The organism is Amycolatopsis melonis (assembly GCF_040064235.1).
In the GTDB taxonomy this organism is placed as follows: domain Bacteria; phylum Actinomycetota; class Actinomycetes; order Mycobacteriales; family Pseudonocardiaceae; genus Amycolatopsis; species Amycolatopsis melonis.
The window spans coordinates 1-18,104 of the sequence record NZ_JBDZYD010000021.1; the positions used below are offsets into that span (position 1 = coordinate 1).

Here is an 18,104-nt window from a genome sequence, read left to right on the forward strand (position 1 = left end):
CGCGCCCGGCCCGGCTGGCGCAGGAACAGCGTCAGCAGCGCCGCCAGGATCGCGATGCAGCCGGCCAGGACGTACGCGCCGGTGTAGCCCCACGCGCTGATCACCGCGGCGGCGAGCCCGCCGCCGCCGACGCCGCCGACCAGTTTTGCGCTGTAGACCAGGCCGTAGTTCGACGCGTTGTTGTCCTCACCGAAGTAGTCCGGGACCAGCGTGGCGAACAGCGGGTAGAACGCGCCGCCGCCGAACCCGGTCAGGAACGCGAACACCATGAACAGCGTCAGGTTGTGCGTGTTGCCGGTATACACGACACCGAACTGCGCGACCCCGGCGATCACGAGCACGATGGTGAGCGTCTGCCGCCGCCCGATCCGGTCGGAGACCCAGCCGACCACGGCCCGGCCGGTGCCGTTGACGATCGAGAGCACCCCGGCCGACGACGCCGCCACGAACGGCCCGAACCCGCTCTCCTTCGCGAACGGCACCTGGAAGTTGATGCCGAACAGCGAAACCCCGCCGATGATGACCAGGCACACCCACATCAGCGGCAGCATCCCGGTCCGGACGGCTTCCATCGGCGAGAACTGCTTCACCGCAGGCGGGTTCTTCACCAGGCTCCGCGCCGTGCGGTTCCCGCCGCGGCGCAGTGGGTCGACGTCCTTCGGCCACCAGCCCTTCGGCGGGTCCTTGAACAGGAACCCGCACACCCCGACGGCGATCAGCATGTACAAGCCCATCACGTCGAGGATCACCGAGTAGTCGTCCGGGGTGAGGAAGGCGGCGAACACGTAGATGAACGGGACCGCGCCGTAGGCGAACCCGCCGTTGACGAAGCCGGTCCGCGCACCCCGTTTCTCGGGATACCATTTGCCGACCATGTTGATGCAGGTTGCATACACCAGGCCCGCGCCGGTCCCGCCGAGCACGGAGTATCCCACGAACGCCAGCGCGAGGTTGCCGCTGTGCGAAATGGCGAAGTAGCCGATTCCGCTGCACACCGCGCCGGCGAGCATGGCGGCCTTCGCCGACACGATGTTCTTCTCCCGCAACCGTCCCGCGGGGAACGCCACCCCGGCCTGGAACACCGCCCAGACGCTGGCCAGCCAGAACGCGTCCGACAGCGTCCAGCCGTACTTCTCCTCCAGCGTGCCTTCGACCGCGCCCCAGCCGTATTCGTACACACTGACCGCCATCATGGCGATCCAGGGCAGCCAGACCATCCAGCTGCGCGAGCGCCCCATGATGTCGTGCGGCGTCTCGCCGATCCGGTACACCCGTCCGTTCTCGTCGACTATTTCCTCATACGAAGCTGCCGTCATGAGAGCTCTCTTTCGTCGTTTTCGACTCGTGTCGCTCTTCGGTGCAGGAACAGGGCGAGGATGAACAGAACTCTCAGAGCAGGCCCGCCGCCCGGGCCCAGCGGTATTTCGCGCCGAGCACGGCGACGGGCTTTTCGGTCGTGTACGGGTAAGCGACGATGCCGTGGTCATAGAGGTAGCCGGCGGCTTCCTCGACTTCGACGTCCCCGGAAAGCGACGCGACAACCGGTTTGTATACACCCTTCGCCCGGTATTCTTCGACCACTTCCGAAACCAGTTCGGCAAAGACCATCGGCGAGGTGACGATGGTGTGCCAGTAGCCGAGGATCAGCGCGTGGATACGGTCGTCCTCGAGGCCCAGCGCGATCGTGTTGCGGTAGGTCGAGGGCGGCTCGCCGCCGGTGATGTCCACCGGATTGCCCGCCGCGCCGAACGGCGGGATGAACTTCCGGAACGCCGTGTCGAGGTCCGGCGGGATCTCCATCAGGCTCAGGCCGTTGTCGACGCAGGCGTCCGAGAGCAGCACGCCCGAGCCGCCCGCCCCGGTGATGATGACGACGTTCTCGCCGTTCGGCGTGGGTAGCAGCGGGATGCCGCGGGCGTACCCGAGCAGGTCGTTGAGCCCGGGTGCCCGGATGACGCCGCTCTGGCGCAGGATGTCGTCGTAGACCTTGTCGTTGCCGGCCAGCGCGCCGGTGTGGGAGCCCGCCGCCTTCGCCCCCTGCGCCGTCCGGCCCGCCTTGAGCACCACGACCGGTTTGCGCTTCGAGACCCGCTTCGCCGTCTCCGCGAACGACCGCCCGTCCTTGAGGTCCTCCAGGTGCATGGCGATCAGCTCGGTGTTGGCGTCGTGCTCGAAGAAGGTCAGCAGGTCGTCCTCGTCGAGGTCGGCCTTGTTGCCGACGCCGACGATCGAGGAGACGCCCATCTTCGCCGAGCGGCTGAACCCGAGGATCGCCATGCCGATGCCGCCGCTCTGCGACGTCAGGGCCACGCCGCCCTTGACGTCATACGGTGTACAAAATGTCGCCGACAGGTTCTCGGGCGTGTAGTAGTAGCCGTAGATGTTGGGGCCGAGGATGCGCACGCCGTGCCTGCGCGCGATCGCCACGACCTCGTCCTGCAGCTCGATGTTGCCGGTTTCGCCGAACCCGGACGGGATGAGGACTGCGCCGGCCACGCCCTTCTTCCCGGCTTCCTCCAATGCTGCGGGGACGAACTTCGCCGGGATGGCGAAGACCGCGACGTCGACGTCGCCGGGGACGTCGGCGATGCTCGGGTAGGCCTTGCGGTCGAGGATCTCGGCGGCCTTGGGGTTGATCGGGTGGATCTCCCCCGCGTAGCCGCCGTCGACCAGGTTCTTCATTATCGAGTTGCCGATCTTGCCCGCCTCGGCGGACGCGCCGATCACCGCGACCGCCGACGGTTTCATGATCCGGTTCATGGCGGCGAGGATCTCGTCCTGGGTGAACCGGTGTGGCGTCTTCGCCGCCTCGGGGTCGACGAGGATCCGGACGTCCACCGCGGTCGCCCCGGCCGGGGTGGCGAGCACCGGGTTGAGGTCCACTTCGGACAGCTGGGGGAAGTCGGTGACCAGCTCGCCGAGGCCGGTGATCACCGCGGCGAGCGCGTCCCGGTCGACAGGATCCGAGCCGCGGACTCCGCGCAGAATCTCGGCGGCCTGGATACCGTCGACCATCGACAGGGCGTCCGCGGTCGACGTCGGCGCGAGCCGGAAGGTGACGTCCTTGAGCACCTCGACCAGGACGCCGCCGAGGCCGAAGGCGACGATCTTGCCGAACGTCGGGTCGGTGACCGCCCCGATGATCACTTCCTGGCCGGTGGTGAACATCTGCTGCACCTGGACGCCCAGGATCCGCGCGCCGGCGTCGTACGCCCGGACATTGTCTACGATCTGCGTGAATCCCCGGGATATTGCATCCACGTCGGTCAGCCCGACGAGCACGCCGCCTGCCTCGGTCTTGTGCAGGATGTCCGGCGAGACGATCTTGAGGACCACCGGCAGCCCGATGGCTTCGGCATGCGCAACGGCCTCCTCCGCCGTCGTGGCCAGCCGCTCGGCCGGCGTCGGGATACCGTATGCCTCGCAGACCGCACGCCCCTCGGGCGCGGTCAGGGACGAGCGGCCCTCGGCCGCCACCCGGTCGAGGATCCTCTCGACCGCCGCGCGATCGCCCACGTCAGATCACCCCTGCCGCGCGGAACCCGGCCAGCTCCGCGTCGCCGTAGCCGAGTTCGGTCAGGATTTCGTCGTTGTGCTCGCCCAGCAGCGGCGACCGTTCGATGTCGACCGGCGAGTCCGACAGCTTGAGCGGGCAGCCGACGGTCTTGAAGGTCCCGCGCTCGGGGTGCGGGACCTCGACGACCGAGCCCAGCTCGGCCAGCGTCTCGTCCTCGATCAGCTCCTTGGTCGACAAGATGGGACCGCACGGGATGTTGCAGGCGTTGAGCCGCTCCATGACCTCCCACTTGGTGTGCTTCTCGGTCCACTCCTCGACCAGCGCGAACGCCTTGTCCAGTTTGGACAGCCGGACCTCCGGGGTGGCCCACGCCGGGTCGTCGGCCAGCTCGGGCCGTCCGATCAGCCGGGTCAGCGGCGCCCAGCCGGGCGGCTGGATGATCACGTAGATGTAGTCGTTGGGGCCGCCGGGCGCGCACTTGACCGCCCAGCCGGGCTGGCCACCGCCCGAGGCGTTGCCCGAACGCGGGACCTCCTCGCCGAAGTGGTCGTTCGGGTACTCCCCCAGCGGGCCGTGCGCCAGCCGCTGCTGGTCGCGCAGCTTCACCCGGCACAGGTTGAGCACGGCGTCCTGCATGGCGACCTGGACGCGCTGGCCGCGCCCGGTGGAAGTCCGCTGGTACAGCGCGGCGAGGATGGCGGCCACGAGGTGGATGCCGGTGCCGGAGTCGCCGATCTGCGCGCCGGTCGCCGTCGGCGGGCCGTCCTCGAACCCGGTGGTGCTCATCGCGCCGCCCATCGCCTGGGCGATCACCTCGTACGCCTTGAAGTCCGCATACCGGCCGGGGCCGAAGCCCTTGATCGAGGCGTAGATCAGCCGCGGGTTGAGCGCAGCCAGCTTCTCCCACGGGTAGCCGAACCGGTCGACCACGCCCGGCCCGAAGTTCTCCACGAGAACGTCCACTCCGGACACGAGTTTCTCGAAGATTTCCTTGCCTGCTTCGCTCTTCATGTTGAGCGTGATGCTGCGCTTGTTGGCATTGAGCATCGTGAAGTACAGGCTGTCCACGCCGGGCAGGTCGCGCAGCTGCCCGCGGGTGATGTCGCCGCGGCCGGGTGCCTCCAGCTTGATCACGTCCGCGCCGAGCCAGGCCAGCAGCTGCGTCGACGACGGACCGGACTGCACGTGCGTCATGTCGAGGACGCGGACGCCCTCCAGTGCCTTACCCATGCTGGGCCTCCGCTCACTTGTACATGGTCTGGTTCATGGTTCCGGGGGCGTACACGTCGGGATCGACCCAGACGTTGATCAGCGACGGCTTGCCGGATTCCCGCGCCCGCAGCAGCGCCGGTCCGATGTCGGCCGGGTCGCGGACCTCCTCGCCGTACCCGCCGAGCATCCGGGCGAACTCGTCGTAGCGGACGTCGCCGAGGGTGTTGCCGACGCGTTCGCGCGGCAGGCCGTACTTCGCCGCCTGGCCGTAGCGGATCTGGTTCATCGACGAGTTGTTGCCGACGATGCCGACGAACGGCAGGTCGAACCGCACCAGCGTCTCGAAGTCCCAGCCGGTGAGGCTGAACGCGCCGTCGCCGAACAGCGCGACGACTTCCTTGTCCGGCCTTGCGTGCTTGGCGGCCATGGCGAACGGGATGCCGACGCCGAGTGTCCCGAGTGGACCGGGATCCATCCAGTGGCCGGGCGACTTGGGCTGCACGACCTGGCCGGAGAAGGTGACGATGTCGCCGCCGTCGCCGATGTAGATCGAGTCCTCGGTGAGGAACTCGTTGATCTCGTGCACCAGCCGGTACGGGTGGATCGGGCGCGCGTCGGAGTGCAGCAGCGGCAGCCGTTTCCGCTTCGCCTTCTCCTCCACCGCCTGGAGTTCTTCGAGCCAGGCCTTGCGCCCGACGGCGCCGTTGCCGGTGCGCCCAGACGCCGCCTCGGCGACGGCGGCCAACACCTGGCCGGCGTCGCCGACGATGCCGAGGTCGATGTCGCGATTCTTGCCGACCGTGCGGTAGTCGAGGTCGATCTGGACCACCTTGGCGTCCTTCGACAGCCGCTTGCCGTAACCCATCCGGAAGTCGAACGGGGTGCCGACGATGACGATGACGTCGGCGTTGTCGAAGGCGTAGCGGCGCGAGAGCTGGAAGTGGTGCGGGTCGCCCGGCGGCAGCGTGCCCCGGCCCGCGCCGTTCATGTACGCCGGGATGTTCAGCGTGCGTACGAGATCCACCGCGGGCGCGGTGGCCCGCGTGGTCCAGACCTGGCTGCCGAGCAGGATCGCCGGCTTCTTCGCGTGCACCAGCAGGTCGGCGAGTTTCTCGACGTCGGCCGGGTCGCCCGCGTTCTTCGTCGACGCCCGGTAGCGGCCGGCTTCCGGGATCCTCGCGCTGCTCAGCGGCACCCGCGCGTCGAGGACGTCGCGCGGGATCTCGAGGAACGACGGGCCGGGCGCGCCCGCGTAGGCCTCGCGGAAGGCCATGCTCACCAGGTCGGCGACGCGCGCGGTGTGCGGGACGGTGGCGGCGAACTTCGTGATCGGCGCCATCATCTCCACGTGCGGGAGGTCCTGCAGGGATCCCATCTTGTGCTGGGTGAGCGCACCCTGGCCGCCGATCAGCAGCATCGGGCTCTCCGCGCGCAGCGCGTTGGCGACCCCGGTGACGGCGTCGGTGGTGCCCGGCCCGGCGGTGACCACCGCGCAGCCGGGCTTGCCGGTGATCCGCGCGTAGCCGTCGGCCGCGTGGGCCGCGACTTGCTCGTGCCGGACGTCGATGACCTCGATGCCCTCGTCGACGCAGCCGTCGTAGATGTCGATGATGTGGCCGCCGCACAGGGTGAAGATCGTGTCGACGCCTTCGGCCTTCAACGCCTTCGCGACGAGGTGGCCGCCGGAGATTCCGGCCGCCGCCGGCTCGGCGCCGTTCGTCGCCGCGGCACTCTCCCCCGTGGTTGTGCCGGTCGTGGTCAGCGCCATGGTTCCGCTCCTCTGGTCCGCCACCGGATCTCTCTTGTCCGGCGCGCCGTGTCCCGGTCCGCTCGCGTCTTCCGAGGTCAATGGGCCCCTGCGTGGCAGACTGTAGATTGCATACCGTATGGGGTAGGCATATAGTCACTCTTCTGGCAGCCCGTGTCCAGGCCCATTCGCAGGGTTTTTCGCCCGCCCCGCGGGCCCATCTCCCCGCGCCCGGACACGGCGGACTTCCCTGCCCTGCCCGGCCACGGAAAGGACGCCCTGCGCATGGACCTCTTCGAGCACGAAGCCCGGGAACTGTTCGAGAAACACGGGATACCGGTCCCCCGCGGCCACGTCGCCACCGATCCCGCCGGGGCCGGCGCGGTGGCGGCCGCCCTCAGCGGGCCGGTCGTCGTCAAGGCCCAGGTGAAGACCGGCGGCCGCGGCAAGGCGGGCGGCGTACGCGTCGCGCATACAGTCGACGACGCCGAGCAGGCCGCCGACGACATCCTCGGGATGGACATCAAGGGCCACACCGTCCAGCGCGTCCTGGTCACCGAAGCGTGTGACATCGCCGAGGAGTACTACGTCTCCTTCCTGCTCGACCGTGCCGGGCGGACGTTCCTCGCCATGGCCTCGGCCGCGGGCGGGATGGACATCGAGGAGGTCGCCGCCACCCGGCCCGAGGCGCTGGTGCGGCTCCCGGTCGATCCGCTGTCCGGCGTCGACGCCGCCGCCGTCGCCGCGGGCTTCCCGACCGACGTCCGCGCCGAGGTGGCCGGCGTCGTCGAGAAGCTGTGGGAAGTGTTCGTCGCCGAGGACTGCACGCTGGTCGAGGTCAATCCCCTGGCGCGCACGGCGGCCGGGGTCGTCGCACTGGACGGCAAGATCACCCTGGACGACAACGCCGCCTTCCGCCGGACCGTGTCCTTCGACGACATCGCGGACGGCGACCCTCTGGAGCGCGAAGCGCAGGCGAAGGGCCTCAATTACGTCAAGCTGGATGGCGACATCGGCGTGATCGGCAACGGCGCCGGGCTGGTGATGTCCACTTTGGACGTCGTCGCGGCGGCCGCGGCCGAGGTCGGTGCGCGCGGACCGGCGAACTTCCTCGACATCGGCGGCGGTGCGTCGGCCCGGGTGATGGCCGACGGGCTGTCGGTGATCCTCGGCGATCCGCGGGTGCGCAGCGTTTTCGTCAACGTCTTCGGCGGCATCACCGCGTGCGACGCGGTGGCGGCCGGGATCGTGCGGTCACTGGAGATCCTCGGCGACCGGGCGGCCAAGCCGCTCGTCGTCCGGCTCGACGGCAACAACGTCACCGAGGGCAGGCGCATCCTCGATGAAGCCGCCCACCCATTGGTCACCGTGGTGTCCACTATGGACAACGCCGCCCGCAAGGCGGCCCGGCTCGCGATCGCGGAGGTCTGAACCATGGCCATTTTCCTGGACGAGCACAGCCGGGTCGTCGTCTCCGGCATCACCGGCTCCGAAGGCGCCAAGCACACCCGGCGAATGCTGGCCGCGGGCACGAACGTCGTCGGCGGGGTCAATCCGCGCAAAGCCGGGCAGCAGGTGGAGATCGGCACGGTGACACTGCCGGTGTTCGGCAGCGTCGCCGACGCGATCGCGGCGACGGATGCCGACGTGTGCGTGCTGTTCGTGCCGCCGCCGTTCGTCGAGGACGCCGTCGTCGAGGCCGTCGACGCCGGGATCGGACTGGCGGTGGTGATCACCGAAGGCGTGCCGGTGCACGACACCGCGAGACTGTGGGCACACGCCGTCGCCGCCGGCGGGCGGACGCGGATCATCGGCCCGAACTGCCCGGGCATCGTCTCGCCCGGGAAGTCCAATGCCGGCATCATCCCGGACGGCATCACCGGGCCGGGCCGGATCGGGCTGGTGTCCAAGTCGGGCACGCTGACCTACCAGCTCATGCACGAGCTGCGGGACATCGGGTTCTCCACGTGCGTCGGCATCGGCGGCGACCCGATCGTCGGGACGACGCACATCGACGCGGTCGAGGCGTTCGAAAAGGACCCCGACACCGACCTGATCGTGCTGATCGGCGAGATCGGCGGCGACGCCGAAGAGCGGGCCGCGGAGTTCGTGCGGGCCAACGTGTCCAAGCCGGTCGTGGGATACGTCGCCGGGTTCACCGCGCCCGAAGGCAGGACGATGGGCCACGCGGGCGCGATCGTCTCCGGATCGACGGGAACGGCGTCGGCGAAGAAGGCGGCGCTGGAGGCGGCGGGGATCCGGGTCGGGCGGACGCCGAGCGAAACGGCCGCACTCGCCCGCGAAGTACTCGGCCGGTGACCGCCCGCGTGCAGCCGTTCACGGCGCAGTGGCAGGCCGGGCCGGTCCTGCCGCCCGCGGACGGCGTGCGCTGATGGACCTGCGTCAGCTGGCGATGGTGGTGGCGGTCGCGGAGGAGGGTGGCTTCACCGCGGCGGCCCACCGGCTGCGCACGGTCCAGTCGACAGTATCCACAGTGGTCCGTGCCCTGGAGCGCGATCTGGGCACCCCGTTGTTCCACCGCACGACACACCGGGTGGTGCTGACGCCCGCCGGCGAGGCCTTCGTACCAGCCGCGCGAGCGGCCCTGGAGGCGGCCGAACGCGCACGGGCGGCGGTCTCGCCAGTGCACGGCATCGTGCGGCTGGGGGTGTGCCCGGGGCTGTTCGCGGACCTGGACCGGGTGCTGACCGCGGTGCGGGACACGCAGCCGGGACTGCGGGTCGAGGTGCGTCAGGTCGCGGACGGGGAACGGGAACCAGTGGAGTCCGATGTGGACATGGTACTGACGACGGCGCCCGCGACTGGTGGCGCAGTCACCTTGCTTTGTCGCGAAGAACTCGTCCTCGTCACCGCGCCCGGCGGCTCGCGGTCCGTGGCCGGTGGTTCGCAGTCCGCGCCCGACGGCTCACGGTCGGCGCCCGGCGGCTCGCAGACGGCGCCCAGTGACTCGCGGTCCAAGCCCGGCGGCTCGCGATCGGCGCCCAGTGACTTGCGGTCCGCGCCGGGCGGCCCGTGGTCCGCGCCCGGTAGCTCGCCGTCCGCGCCCAGTAGCTCGCGGTCCACGCCCGGCGGCCCGCAGTCCGCGCCCAGTAGCTCGCCGTCCGCGCCCAGTAGCTCGCGGTCCACGCCCGGCGGCCCGCAGTCCGCGCCCAGTAGCTCGCCGTCCGCGGCCAGTGGCTCGCGGTCCACGTCCGGGGGCTCGCGGTGCGGGGACGGTGAGCTGTCCGGGCTTGCGCTCGTCGACTTTCCCGTGGGCTGGGCGATTCGAGCGGCCGTCGACCGCTACTTCCCCGGCCGTAGTGTCTCGGTGGAAGTCGACGATCTCGGCGTGGCCGCCCGGCTGGTGCGGGCCGGGCTGGCCGCCTGTGTTCTGCCTGCCTCCGTCGCCGCCCGGTTCGGGGATCTCGCCGTCCGGCGGTTCGACCGGCCGCCGGCGTGGCAGCTTGCCGTCCGGCATTCGCGTCGTCCTTCGGCCGCCGTGGGCGCCGTTCTGGCTCAGCTGACCGGAATTCCCAGGCGGTGCGGTCGCGTGTAGACGTTCGTGGAAACGTGGTGGTGTGCCCGCCGCCTGCTCGTCATCGCCCCGTGTCAGGGTGTCGGTAGCAGCGACTTTGGGCGGCCCGGCCTGCTCAGCCGTCCGGACAGCGCCGCGGCCGTCAGGCTCAGCGTGCCCGCCGCGGTGAAGGCGCCCATGAAGCCGTGTGCCGTCACGACTGCCGCGGCGAGGGCGATTCCGACCGCCGCGCCGACGGCCTTGGCGGTGTACAGGATCCCGAAGTTCTGTGCCGCCGACTCCTCTCCGAAGAACTCGCGTACCAGTCCGACGAGCAGCGTGTAACAGCAGCCGTTGCCCAGGCCGGCGAGCGTGACGCCCAGCAGCAGCCCGACGGCGTGCCGGTGCTCGCCGGAGTGGAACAGCACGAACTGCGCCAGGCCTCCTGCGAGCAGCGCGAACCGCAGGATGCGGCGGCGGCCGAGCCGGTCGGCGAGCCGTCCGACGAGGATGCGGCCGCTGCCGGTCGCCGCGGCGAGCGATGCCATGGCCGCCGCGGCTAGGCCGGGGCCGCTGCGCGCCGCGACGAACGTTGCCAGGTAGGCCAGGTCGAACAGCAGCACGGCGGCCGCGAGCACGACCACGACGTAGAGCGCGAGCGTCGTGCCGCAGCGGAACAGCTCTGCCGGACGGTAGTGCCGGAGCGCGGGACGCCGGTTGTGCGTCCGGTCCAGCGCCCATGCGCGGGGCTCGGGCGTGGCGGGCCACCAGTGCCGCGGCGGATACCGCAGCAGCGCCCCGGCACCCGCGATCACGACGAGCACGACCGCGGCGGTGACGTCCAGCAGCACCGGCCGCACCGACGGCACCGCGGCGGCGAGCACGACGAACGGCACGCTGCCGTAGGCGAACGCGCCACTCACGATGCCGGCGCGGGATCCCGTGCGGTCGGGATACCAGGCCAGCACCGCACCGATGCATATTGCATACACCAGACCGGTGCCGAATCCGCCGAGGATGGAGTATCCGAGAAACACGGTGACAAGGCTGTCCGCGTGGCCGAGGGTCGCGAGCCCAGCCGCGCACAGGGTCGCGCCGGCCGTCATTGCCGCCGGTGCGGACAGCCGCCCGCGTTCGCGCAGCCACGCCGCGGGGAACACGACCCCGGACTGGCAGGCCGCCCAGGCAGCCAGGGACAGCATGATCTCGCCGAACGTCCAGCCGTGCGCCCTGGTCAGCGCGGGGACGAGCGCGCCGAACCCGTACTGCTGCACCCCGGCGGCGAGCATGGCCGCCGCCGCGAGCCAGGTGATCCACGTCCGGGAGCGGCCCAGCAGTTCGCGGTCGGACTCTCCGACGCGATACCGCCGTCCGTAGACGTCCTGGAGCTCGCGGACCTCGGACATGACGACCGCCTCCTCACCCTGGTGAAGATTGTATGCAGTATTCAGTAGTCCGAGTGTGCACCGGTGGCGGGCGATTGTCTACAGAATGGCCTGGATGGCGGTATATGGGATACCGCAGGGAAGGCGGCCCGGTGACCATCGAGGGAGGAGGCGGCCACCGGGCCGGTGCTCCGCCGCGGTACCGGCCGCGCGGAGCATTGACAGTCTGGCGACCGGCGGGACCGGTGTCCACAGCGAACCGGACGGGCGGACGCCGTCGGGCACTCAACGCATTGGTCTGGTTACTCCCGAGTCCGGGCACCAAAAGGCGGCCATGCGGCGCGCCTTAGGAACACGCGCTCTTTCAAGCCGCCAAACCGCACGGAGGCGCGACTACGCGCGCCGAACCGGCGTCCGGCTCACGAAGCCGCACACAGCGGTGCCGCTTCGTGAGCCCCGCCGGGAAATCAAGCCTTCTTGCGAGACGCCCGCTTGCGCGCCGGCTTGGCCTCGGACTCGGCCGCCGCGGCCTGGTCGGCCTCGAAGCCCGCGATGATCTCGCTGGAGAGGCGGCCCCGCTCGGCGACCTCGTACCCGTTGGCCTGCGCCCATTCGCGGATCTGCCGGTTGCGCTCGCGGTCGGTGCCCGAGCCGGAAGCGCCGGACAGGGACTGGCCCGTCGCGAGCCGGACCTTGCGGCCGCCGATGCGCCGCGCGGCGGCGACGTAGCGGGCGAGTTCGTCCCGCAGCGCGGAGGCGTTCTCCTCGGACAGGTCGATCTCGTAGGTCACCCCGTCGAGGCTGAAGGGGACGGTCTGCGAAGCCTCGCTGCCGTCGAGGTCGTCCACCATCTGGACCTGCACCCGTTGCGCCATGGTTCGTCGTTCCTCATCTTCTCCAGAACACGGTCGGACAGACCCTAACCTGTCGAATCACGTCCGGCACGCGCGACACCCGTCAAGCGTCCACAATGGCCGCCCGGGCGAGCAGGTCGCCCGCGTCCAGAGTGACCGCAACCGGGCCGAAATGCTCGCCGCCGTGTCGAATATTTGTTTTTGTGATATGCTCGGAATCAAATCGGTACCGTGGCGGGATGACAGCGGCCGACTTTCCTGCCAATGCTCCCCCGCGCAGGCGGCCCATTTGCTCGTCGACGCGGAGCCGTGCCTGTTCGCCGATCCGCTCGCCGATTCCCTTCTCGGCGGACAGGCCGCGGAACTCTGGCCTACCACCGGCTCTACGGCGCACACCCGATGCTCGCCGCCGCCCGTGCCGAGACGACGTGCCGCAGCCGGTTCGCCGAAGAGCGGCTGCGCAATTCCGGTATAGACCAGTATGTGATTCTCGGTGCGGGACCCGATTCGTTCGCCTGACGGGGCGAGCACGGACGATTCCGCGTGTTCGAGGTCGACCATCCTGCGGCGTAGGCCGCCAAACGCGAACGGGTGGCCGCCGCCGGGCTCGCGGAACCGCCTTCACTCACCTTCATCCCGACCGACTTCGAAGCCGATCCGCTCCGGGAACGGCTCGTCCTGTGTGGACTCGATCCGTTTCTCCCCGTGTTCATTGGCTGGCTCGGTGTTACCAGGTACCTGACCCGGAACTGCGGGACGCAGCCGGAAACGCCTACGCCGAAGCCGTCGCGCCGGTGGCCGCCGCACAGGGTGAGCGGCAGAGCGTGGCACCGTGGCTATGGAACCGCACCCGGCGACGCGGCGGAATCCAGTCAGTCGGGCAGCATCGGCACTTCGAGGTCGTCCGGGCGGCCGAGCAGGACAGCCCGGGTGACCGCCGACTTGCCGAACCGGTCGCGGACCGCGTCGAGTGCGGTGTCGAGCTGGGTTGCCCGCGGCCGCTCGAAGGGCAGCGCCGGCTGGAACGGCTCGGCGTCGGCCAGGTTCGACAGCGCCGCGCCGAGCAGGGTGATGCCGCGGTCGGCGATCAGCGGCAGGGCCGCGACCAGCAGTTCCCGCGCCGCGGCGAGCAGGACGCCGGTGCCGGCCGTCGCCTCCGGGAGCGTCTGCGAGCGGGTGGCGCGGGAGAAGTCGGCGAAGCGCAGGCGGAGGGTCACCGTCCGGCAGACGCGGTGGGCGGCGCGCAGCCGCCGGGCGATCCGGTCGATCAGCGCCACCAGCACGACGTCCAGCTCGGCCGGGGTCCGCCTGCCGCGCCCGAGGGCCCGCTGGGCGCCGATCGAACGTCGCCGCCTGCCCACCTCGACGCGGCGCGGGTCCTCGTTGTGGGCCAGGTCGTACAGGTGCGCGCCCGCCCCGCGGCCGAGCAGCCCGGCGAGGTCCACCTGCTCGGACGCCGCCAGCTCGCCCACGGTCGTGATCCCCCGCGCCCGCAGCTTCTCGGCGGTGACCTTGCCGACGCCCCACAGCGCCGAAACCGGCAGCGGGTGCAGGAACTCCAGCTCGGCGTCGTGCGGCACGACGAGCAGGCCGTCCGGCTTGGCCACCCGGCTGGCGACCTTGGCGAGGAACTTCGTGCGCGCCACCCCGACGGTGATCGGCAGCCCGGCCCGCTCGGCGACGGCGGCCCGCAGCCGTTCGGCGATCTGGCTCGGCCGCCCGGCGATCCTCGCCAACCCTCCGACGTCGAGGAACGCCTCGTCGATCGAGATGCCCTCCACCCACGGCGTGGTGTCGTGGAAGACGTCGAACACCGCCCGGCTCGCGGCGAGGTACGCCGACATCCGCGGGCGCACGACGACCGCGTGCGGGCACAGCCGCCGGGCCTGCGCGCCGCCCATCGCGGTGCGCACGCCGTAGGCCTTGGCCTCGTAACTCGCGGCGAGCACCACCCCGCCGCCGACGATCACCGGCCGTCCCTTCAGCGCCGGATCGTCGCGCTGCTCGACCGACGCGTAGAACGAGTCGAGGTCGGCGTGCAGGATCGGCCCCTCATCCGTCATAGAACATATGTTCGCATACCGCGGCGCCGAAGTCCGCTCGTCCGCCCGCCGCGGCCCGCGCGCCGCCGGGCGAAATTCAGCGTTTTCCCGATTGTCCGCCTTCCGTGACCGCGCCCACACTCGACGCTGTGACGACCGGACCCCTGGGGGCGACATGACCGAGAAGTGCCGGTGCGGCGACCACCACGCGTGGGCCGCACCCAATCCGCAGGACCGGCCCGCGGCGGCGCGGCAGCCGCTGCTGGCGGCCACGCTGGCGCGCGAAGACCGCGCGGAGGACGCGGGCGGGCTCGACCCGACCGACCGCGTCACCTGCCGCACGCACCGCCGCTGGCTGCACGAATGCGTGTCGTCCCCGGTGCACAGCAACCCGGCGATCGGATACCGCTGGTGCCGCCGGTGCGACCACCAGGCACTCGTCGCCGTCGACGAGCTGGCCGGCGAGGTGTCCATCCGCTGCGGGCTCTGCGGCCTGGTCCCGCGCAGCCGGGCCAACCAGGAACTCGTCGCGCTGTGCCGGCGCAGCCTCGCCCTGGCGCGCGCGGGCCGGTTCCCGGAGACGGCCGCGGCAGCCTGACTGCCATGATGCGGGGGTGCCCCAACCCGGAACCACCGCACTCGTGATCCTCCTGCCGGCAGCCGAACCGCTGCTGGCGGCGGCCCGCCGGATCGACCCGGCGCTGGTCCGCCCCGGCCTGCCCGCACACGTGACGGCGCTGTACCCGTTCCTGCCGGACGCCGAGCTGACCGGCCCGGTCCTCGACGCGGTCCGCACGCTGGCGGCGACGCTCGCGCCGGTCGACGTCCCGCTCACGGAACTGGTGACGGCGCCCGGGTTCGCGGCGGTGCCGGCGCCCGCGCTGCAGCCGGTCGCGGACGCGGTCTGCGCGCGCTGGCCCGAGGTGCCGCCGTACGGCGGGCGGTTCGGGCCGCGGCCGGACGCGCACCTGACCGTCGCGATGGGCGGGGACGACGAGGTTCTCGAGCGGGTGGCCGCGGAAGTCCGGCCGTTGCTGCCGGTGCACGACCGGGCCGGGGAACTGCAGCTGGTGGCGTTGACTGAGCGGGGCTGGGAAGCACGGTTGTCGGCGCCGCTCGGCGGGTGACCGACGGGCCGGGCTGGGCCCGCCGGAAGAAGTGCCCCACGGCGAAGTGACCGGCCGGATGCGGCAGGCGGGCACTCGGCTGCGGAACCGCGGCGGGCGGTTGCTCGGCCGGATGCGGCAGGCGGGCACTCGGCCGCGGAACCGCGGCGGGCGGTTGCTCGGCCGGATGCGGCAGGCGGGCACTCGGCCGCGGAACCGCGGCGGGCGGGTGCTCGGCCGGCGCGCTCACGGCCACGGCCGGGAGGCACCGCGGCCGCCGCTCAGTGCGTTGGGCCGGTGCCCTCCAGCTCGCGGTAGGCGCGGGCGATCGCCCGCAGGCGGGCCACGTCCGCGGCGAACGGCTCACCCTGCGCGGCCGGTGGTTCCGTCTCGCCGGGCTCGTCCGGCAGGGCACGCACCAGCCTTGCCGCCGCCGGTGGGGTCAGCTGCGGGGTCACGCCCGCCAGGATCAGGCCGTCGTTCGTCTCGCTCATCGCCGTCAGGACGCGCTCGCGGCGGGACGGGCCGCCCGGGTCGATGCGGACGATCTCCGGGAAGCGGCGCGTCAGGTGCTCGCGCAGGGGCCGCAGCAGGCGGAGCGTGCGAGCGTCGCGGCGGGCCGCCACCAGGCCAGGGACCGCCGGGATCGTCAGGCCCAGGACGATCAGCAGCACCGACACCGCCGGGAAACCGACGTCCAGCGTGCACGGCAGCGTCGAGAACGGCCCGCGGCACAACGCCTTCGCCGGATGCTCGGCCTGCAGTGCGTGGATCGTCGCGACGACCTTCCCCGCCAGGTAGGCCACCGCAAACGCCGACGCCAGCAGCAGCAACGCCAGCCCCGCGCGCAGCGCGCCGCTGCTCGCGCGGATCGTCACCGCCGCCATCACGCCGATGTCGATCACGGCGAACCCGAGGTAGACGGTGTAGGTGAAGACGTAGACGACCAGCGTCGGGTGCGTGCGATACAGCTCGTCGAACACGCCGATGCCGCGCGGCAGCCCCGAAGTGGCAAAGAACATGACCACCAGCAGCGTCAGCGCCACGCCGAGCGCGACCAGCCGCGTGCGCCGTCCGCGGTCGCGGGTGCCGCTGATCTCCGCGACCGTCAGCCCGATCCCGTAGGCCGCCACCATCGTCGCCAGGTTCGACAGCAGCCGCCCGAGGCTCGGGTAGAGCGAGCTTTCGAAGTACTGCGCGCGGTTGGACAGGAAGCAGAACGCCGCGCCGAGCGCGATCAGCGAGACGGCCAGGCCGGTGCCCGCGCCGGTCCGCCGCGCGCGGACGGCCCGCCAGATTCCGACGACGAGCGCGAAGGCCCCGACCCCGAGGAACAGAATGTCGATCACGGGAGGCGACTATCCCAGGAGTGCCGCCAGCCGCCTAGCCTGGTCGGCCGCCCGGCCGGACGCACCCGGCTGAACGGCGGGCGCGTCACTGGTCGCCGCGCTCATCAGCAGGACGGCGATCAGCTCGGCCTCGTACTCGTCGCTGCCGGTCGTGACGCGGGTGAGCAGGTGCGACAGGGCCCGCGGCGCGAGGTCCGGGGCCAGCTCGGCGGCTTCGGAGTCCGACATCAGGCACGTGCCGGAGTGCGCGCACAGCAGGTGCCCCAGCTCGTGGGCGATGATGTGGTCCTGGTGCAGCGGCGAGGTGTGCTCGGTGTAGGCGATGAGGTCGTAGTCCGGCCGGGCCTGCCAGGCACCGGAGGGCTGGCCGGGCCGGTAGGCGACCGGGACGAGGTCGATCTCCCGGCCGCGCCACGCTTCGAGCCGGTCGACCCAGGCGTTCATCGACCACGGCCGCGGCACGGGGACGGCGTCGAGCACCGCCTGCACCCGCTGCCGGGCACGGGCACGCAGGTCCGCCAGGCCGCGCTCGTCGATGGGTCCTCCCCGCTCACCGTGCGCCAGCCGGGTGCACCGGGGCGCGATCACGGACGAGGTCATCTTAGCGGAGGCGGCCGGTCACTCCGGCTTCCGGCGCCGTCCTCCGCGGCGCCGGTTCTCGTCGTAGCTGCCGAGCTGGTCGAGCAGGGCGGTGACGGTTTCGCGGTCGCGCGGCGAGAGCCGCATGGCGCGTTGCGCGAGGTTGCGCGCCTCGGTGTCCCGCCACGCCACGACGGCCTCGACCTGCCGGTCGACCTGCCCGGCGACCTCCTCGTCGAAGAAGTAGGTGACCGGCACGCCGAAGAACTGCGCGAGTGCCTGGATGTGCGACCGCTTCGGGTCCTTGCGCGCCCCGACGGCGAGCTGCTGGACGTGGGTGGCCGACATCGTGACGCCGGTCTGCTCGGCGACGCCGTGCGCGATCTCCCGATAGGAGTACGGCTTGCGGTCCGGCGGGTGCACGGTCGCGATCAAGTGCGCGAGCCGTTCGGCGAAACTGCGCTCCTCGCTCACCACACACCACCCTCACTCACGAAACGTGACACCCGACAGCGTAGCTGTCCCGAAAACTTGACACAGCCCGTCCTGGAAAGACTACGATACCCCTGTTCGGTGTTTCGGAAACTTGACACAGGACCCGGGGTGGCGCAGCGGCCGCGGGGTGACTCACGTGGCCGCTGGGGGTGGCCACGCGACGGGCCCCCGTCTGCCGCGCCACCCCTTTCGACTGCGCACGCGCGAAGCCGGGTGCCGCCGCCGGTCCGCGGTCGTGGGGGGGGGGGCGGGGGGGGGGGCGCGGGGGGCCCCCCCCCCCCCCCCCCCGCGGCCCCCACCCCCC

16 protein-coding genes and 1 pseudogene are annotated in these 18,104 nt (G+C 71.4%); 6 read left to right on the forward strand and 11 right to left on the reverse strand.

Annotated elements, in window-relative coordinates; all coding sequences use genetic code 11:
* From ABJI51_RS41160 to ABJI51_RS41175, 4 genes are all read right to left on the reverse strand, one after another.
* Positions 1 to 1,316, reverse strand: a 1,316-nt coding sequence (locus ABJI51_RS41160) for an OFA family MFS transporter (RefSeq protein WP_348956623.1), incomplete at its 3' end; no start/stop codon positions are given.
* Between the two features lie 73 nt (positions 1,317 to 1,389).
* Positions 1,390 to 3,516, reverse strand: a complete 2,127-nt coding sequence (locus ABJI51_RS41165) for an acetate--CoA ligase family protein (RefSeq protein WP_348956624.1) — start codon at positions 3,514 to 3,516, stop codon at positions 1,390 to 1,392.
* 1 nt (position 3,517) lies between these two features.
* Positions 3,518 to 4,747, reverse strand: a complete 1,230-nt coding sequence (gene frc, locus ABJI51_RS41170; RefSeq protein WP_348956625.1) for a formyl-CoA transferase — start codon at positions 4,745 to 4,747, stop codon at positions 3,518 to 3,520.
* 13 nt (positions 4,748 to 4,760) lie between these two features.
* Positions 4,761 to 6,497 (reverse strand): thiamine pyrophosphate-binding protein, encoded by a 1,737-nt coding sequence (locus tag ABJI51_RS41175; RefSeq protein WP_348956626.1) that lies wholly within the window; start codon positions 6,495 to 6,497, stop codon positions 4,761 to 4,763.
* A 264-nt stretch (positions 6,498 to 6,761) separates the two neighbouring features.
* Between ABJI51_RS41175 and sucC the strand changes: the two genes are divergently transcribed.
* The 3 genes from sucC to ABJI51_RS41190 all read left to right on the forward strand — a co-directional run bounded on the left by sucC (position 6,762) and on the right by ABJI51_RS41190 (position 10,032).
* Positions 6,762 to 7,907 (forward strand): ADP-forming succinate--CoA ligase subunit beta, encoded by a 1,146-nt coding sequence (gene sucC, locus ABJI51_RS41180; RefSeq protein ID WP_348956627.1) that lies wholly within the window; start codon positions 6,762 to 6,764, stop codon positions 7,905 to 7,907.
* A gap of 3 nt (positions 7,908 to 7,910) precedes the next feature.
* On the forward strand, positions 7,911 to 8,795 hold the full coding sequence (sucD, locus tag ABJI51_RS41185; protein WP_348956628.1) for a succinate--CoA ligase subunit alpha: 885 nt from the start codon (positions 7,911 to 7,913) through the stop codon (positions 8,793 to 8,795).
* Between the two features lie 73 nt (positions 8,796 to 8,868).
* Complete coding sequence (locus ABJI51_RS41190) at positions 8,869 to 10,032, forward strand: LysR family transcriptional regulator (protein WP_348956629.1); 1,164 nt, start codon at positions 8,869 to 8,871, stop codon at positions 10,030 to 10,032.
* Between the two features lie 53 nt (positions 10,033 to 10,085).
* On the opposite strand, the gene ABJI51_RS41195 is transcribed toward ABJI51_RS41190, so the two are convergent.
* From ABJI51_RS41195 to ABJI51_RS41205, 3 genes are all read right to left on the reverse strand, one after another.
* A complete protein-coding gene (locus tag ABJI51_RS41195; RefSeq protein ID WP_348956630.1) occupies positions 10,086 to 11,396 on the reverse strand; it encodes an OFA family MFS transporter in 1,311 nt (436 codons plus the stop codon).
* Positions 11,397 to 11,842: 446 nt separating this feature from the next.
* Positions 11,843 to 12,250, reverse strand: a complete 408-nt coding sequence (locus tag ABJI51_RS41200; RefSeq protein WP_348956631.1) for a histone-like nucleoid-structuring protein Lsr2 — start codon at positions 12,248 to 12,250, stop codon at positions 11,843 to 11,845.
* An 82-nt stretch (positions 12,251 to 12,332) separates the two neighbouring features.
* Positions 12,333 to 12,623, reverse strand: a complete 291-nt coding sequence (locus tag ABJI51_RS41205) for a hypothetical protein (RefSeq protein WP_348956632.1) — start codon at positions 12,621 to 12,623, stop codon at positions 12,333 to 12,335.
* Between the two features lie 5 nt (positions 12,624 to 12,628).
* On the opposite strand from ABJI51_RS41205, the pseudogene ABJI51_RS43640 reads away from it, so the two are divergent.
* Positions 12,629 to 12,919 (forward strand): annotated as a pseudogene (locus tag ABJI51_RS43640) (class I SAM-dependent methyltransferase); the annotation flags it as partial.
* Between the two features lie 182 nt (positions 12,920 to 13,101).
* Here the strand turns inward: ABJI51_RS43640 and dinB are convergent.
* The gene (gene dinB / locus ABJI51_RS41210; RefSeq protein WP_348956633.1) at positions 13,102 to 14,292 is read right to left on the reverse strand and encodes a DNA polymerase IV; all 1,191 of its coding nucleotides are present in this window, start codon (positions 14,290 to 14,292) and stop codon (positions 13,102 to 13,104) included.
* Between the two features lie 154 nt (positions 14,293 to 14,446).
* Between dinB and ABJI51_RS41215 the strand changes: the two genes are divergently transcribed.
* Positions 14,447 to 14,869 (forward strand): hypothetical protein, encoded by a 423-nt coding sequence (locus ABJI51_RS41215; RefSeq protein WP_348956634.1) that lies wholly within the window; start codon positions 14,447 to 14,449, stop codon positions 14,867 to 14,869.
* Between the two features lie 16 nt (positions 14,870 to 14,885).
* Complete coding sequence (locus ABJI51_RS41220) at positions 14,886 to 15,398, forward strand: 2'-5' RNA ligase family protein (protein WP_348956635.1); 513 nt, start codon at positions 14,886 to 14,888, stop codon at positions 15,396 to 15,398.
* 260 nt (positions 15,399 to 15,658) lie between these two features.
* On the opposite strand, the gene ABJI51_RS41225 is transcribed toward ABJI51_RS41220, so the two are convergent.
* The 3 genes from ABJI51_RS41225 to ABJI51_RS41235 are packed head-to-tail and all read right to left on the reverse strand — an operon-like array spanning position 15,659 to position 17,779.
* Positions 15,659 to 16,726, reverse strand: coding sequence for a hypothetical protein (locus tag ABJI51_RS41225; protein WP_348956636.1), 1,068 nt, complete (start codon positions 16,724 to 16,726; stop codon positions 15,659 to 15,661).
* 9 nt (positions 16,727 to 16,735) lie between these two features.
* Positions 16,736 to 17,314: an ImmA/IrrE family metallo-endopeptidase gene (locus tag ABJI51_RS41230; protein WP_348956637.1), complete on the reverse strand. Its 579-nt coding sequence runs from the start codon at positions 17,312 to 17,314 to the stop codon at positions 16,736 to 16,738.
* 30 nt (positions 17,315 to 17,344) lie between these two features.
* The gene (locus ABJI51_RS41235; RefSeq protein ID WP_348956638.1) at positions 17,345 to 17,779 is read right to left on the reverse strand and encodes an XRE family transcriptional regulator; all 435 of its coding nucleotides are present in this window, start codon (positions 17,777 to 17,779) and stop codon (positions 17,345 to 17,347) included.
* Positions 17,780 to 18,104: the final 325 nt, after the last annotated feature.

What these genes read in the sequence shown, in the direction of transcription:
- frc (WP_348956625.1), bottom strand. Translation starts at nt 4,747, where the DNA reads ATGGGTAAGGCACTGGAGGGCGTCCGCGTCCTCGACATGACGCACGTG.
- ABJI51_RS41175 (WP_348956626.1), bottom strand. Translation starts at nt 6,497, where the DNA reads ATGGCGCTGACCACGACCGGCACAACCACGGGGGAGAGTGCCGCGGCG.
- sucC (WP_348956627.1), top strand. Translation starts at nt 6,762, where the DNA reads ATGGACCTCTTCGAGCACGAAGCCCGGGAACTGTTCGAGAAACACGGG.
- sucD (WP_348956628.1), top strand. Translation starts at nt 7,911, where the DNA reads ATGGCCATTTTCCTGGACGAGCACAGCCGGGTCGTCGTCTCCGGCATC.
- ABJI51_RS41190 (WP_348956629.1), top strand. Translation starts at nt 8,869, where the DNA reads ATGGACCTGCGTCAGCTGGCGATGGTGGTGGCGGTCGCGGAGGAGGGT.
- ABJI51_RS41195 (WP_348956630.1), bottom strand. Translation starts at nt 11,396, where the DNA reads ATGTCCGAGGTCCGCGAGCTCCAGGACGTCTACGGACGGCGGTATCGC.
- ABJI51_RS41200 (WP_348956631.1), bottom strand. Translation starts at nt 12,250, where the DNA reads ATGGCGCAACGGGTGCAGGTCCAGATGGTGGACGACCTCGACGGCAGC.
- dinB (WP_348956633.1), bottom strand. Translation starts at nt 14,292, where the DNA reads ATGACGGATGAGGGGCCGATCCTGCACGCCGACCTCGACTCGTTCTAC.
- ABJI51_RS41215 (WP_348956634.1), top strand. Translation starts at nt 14,447, where the DNA reads ATGACCGAGAAGTGCCGGTGCGGCGACCACCACGCGTGGGCCGCACCC.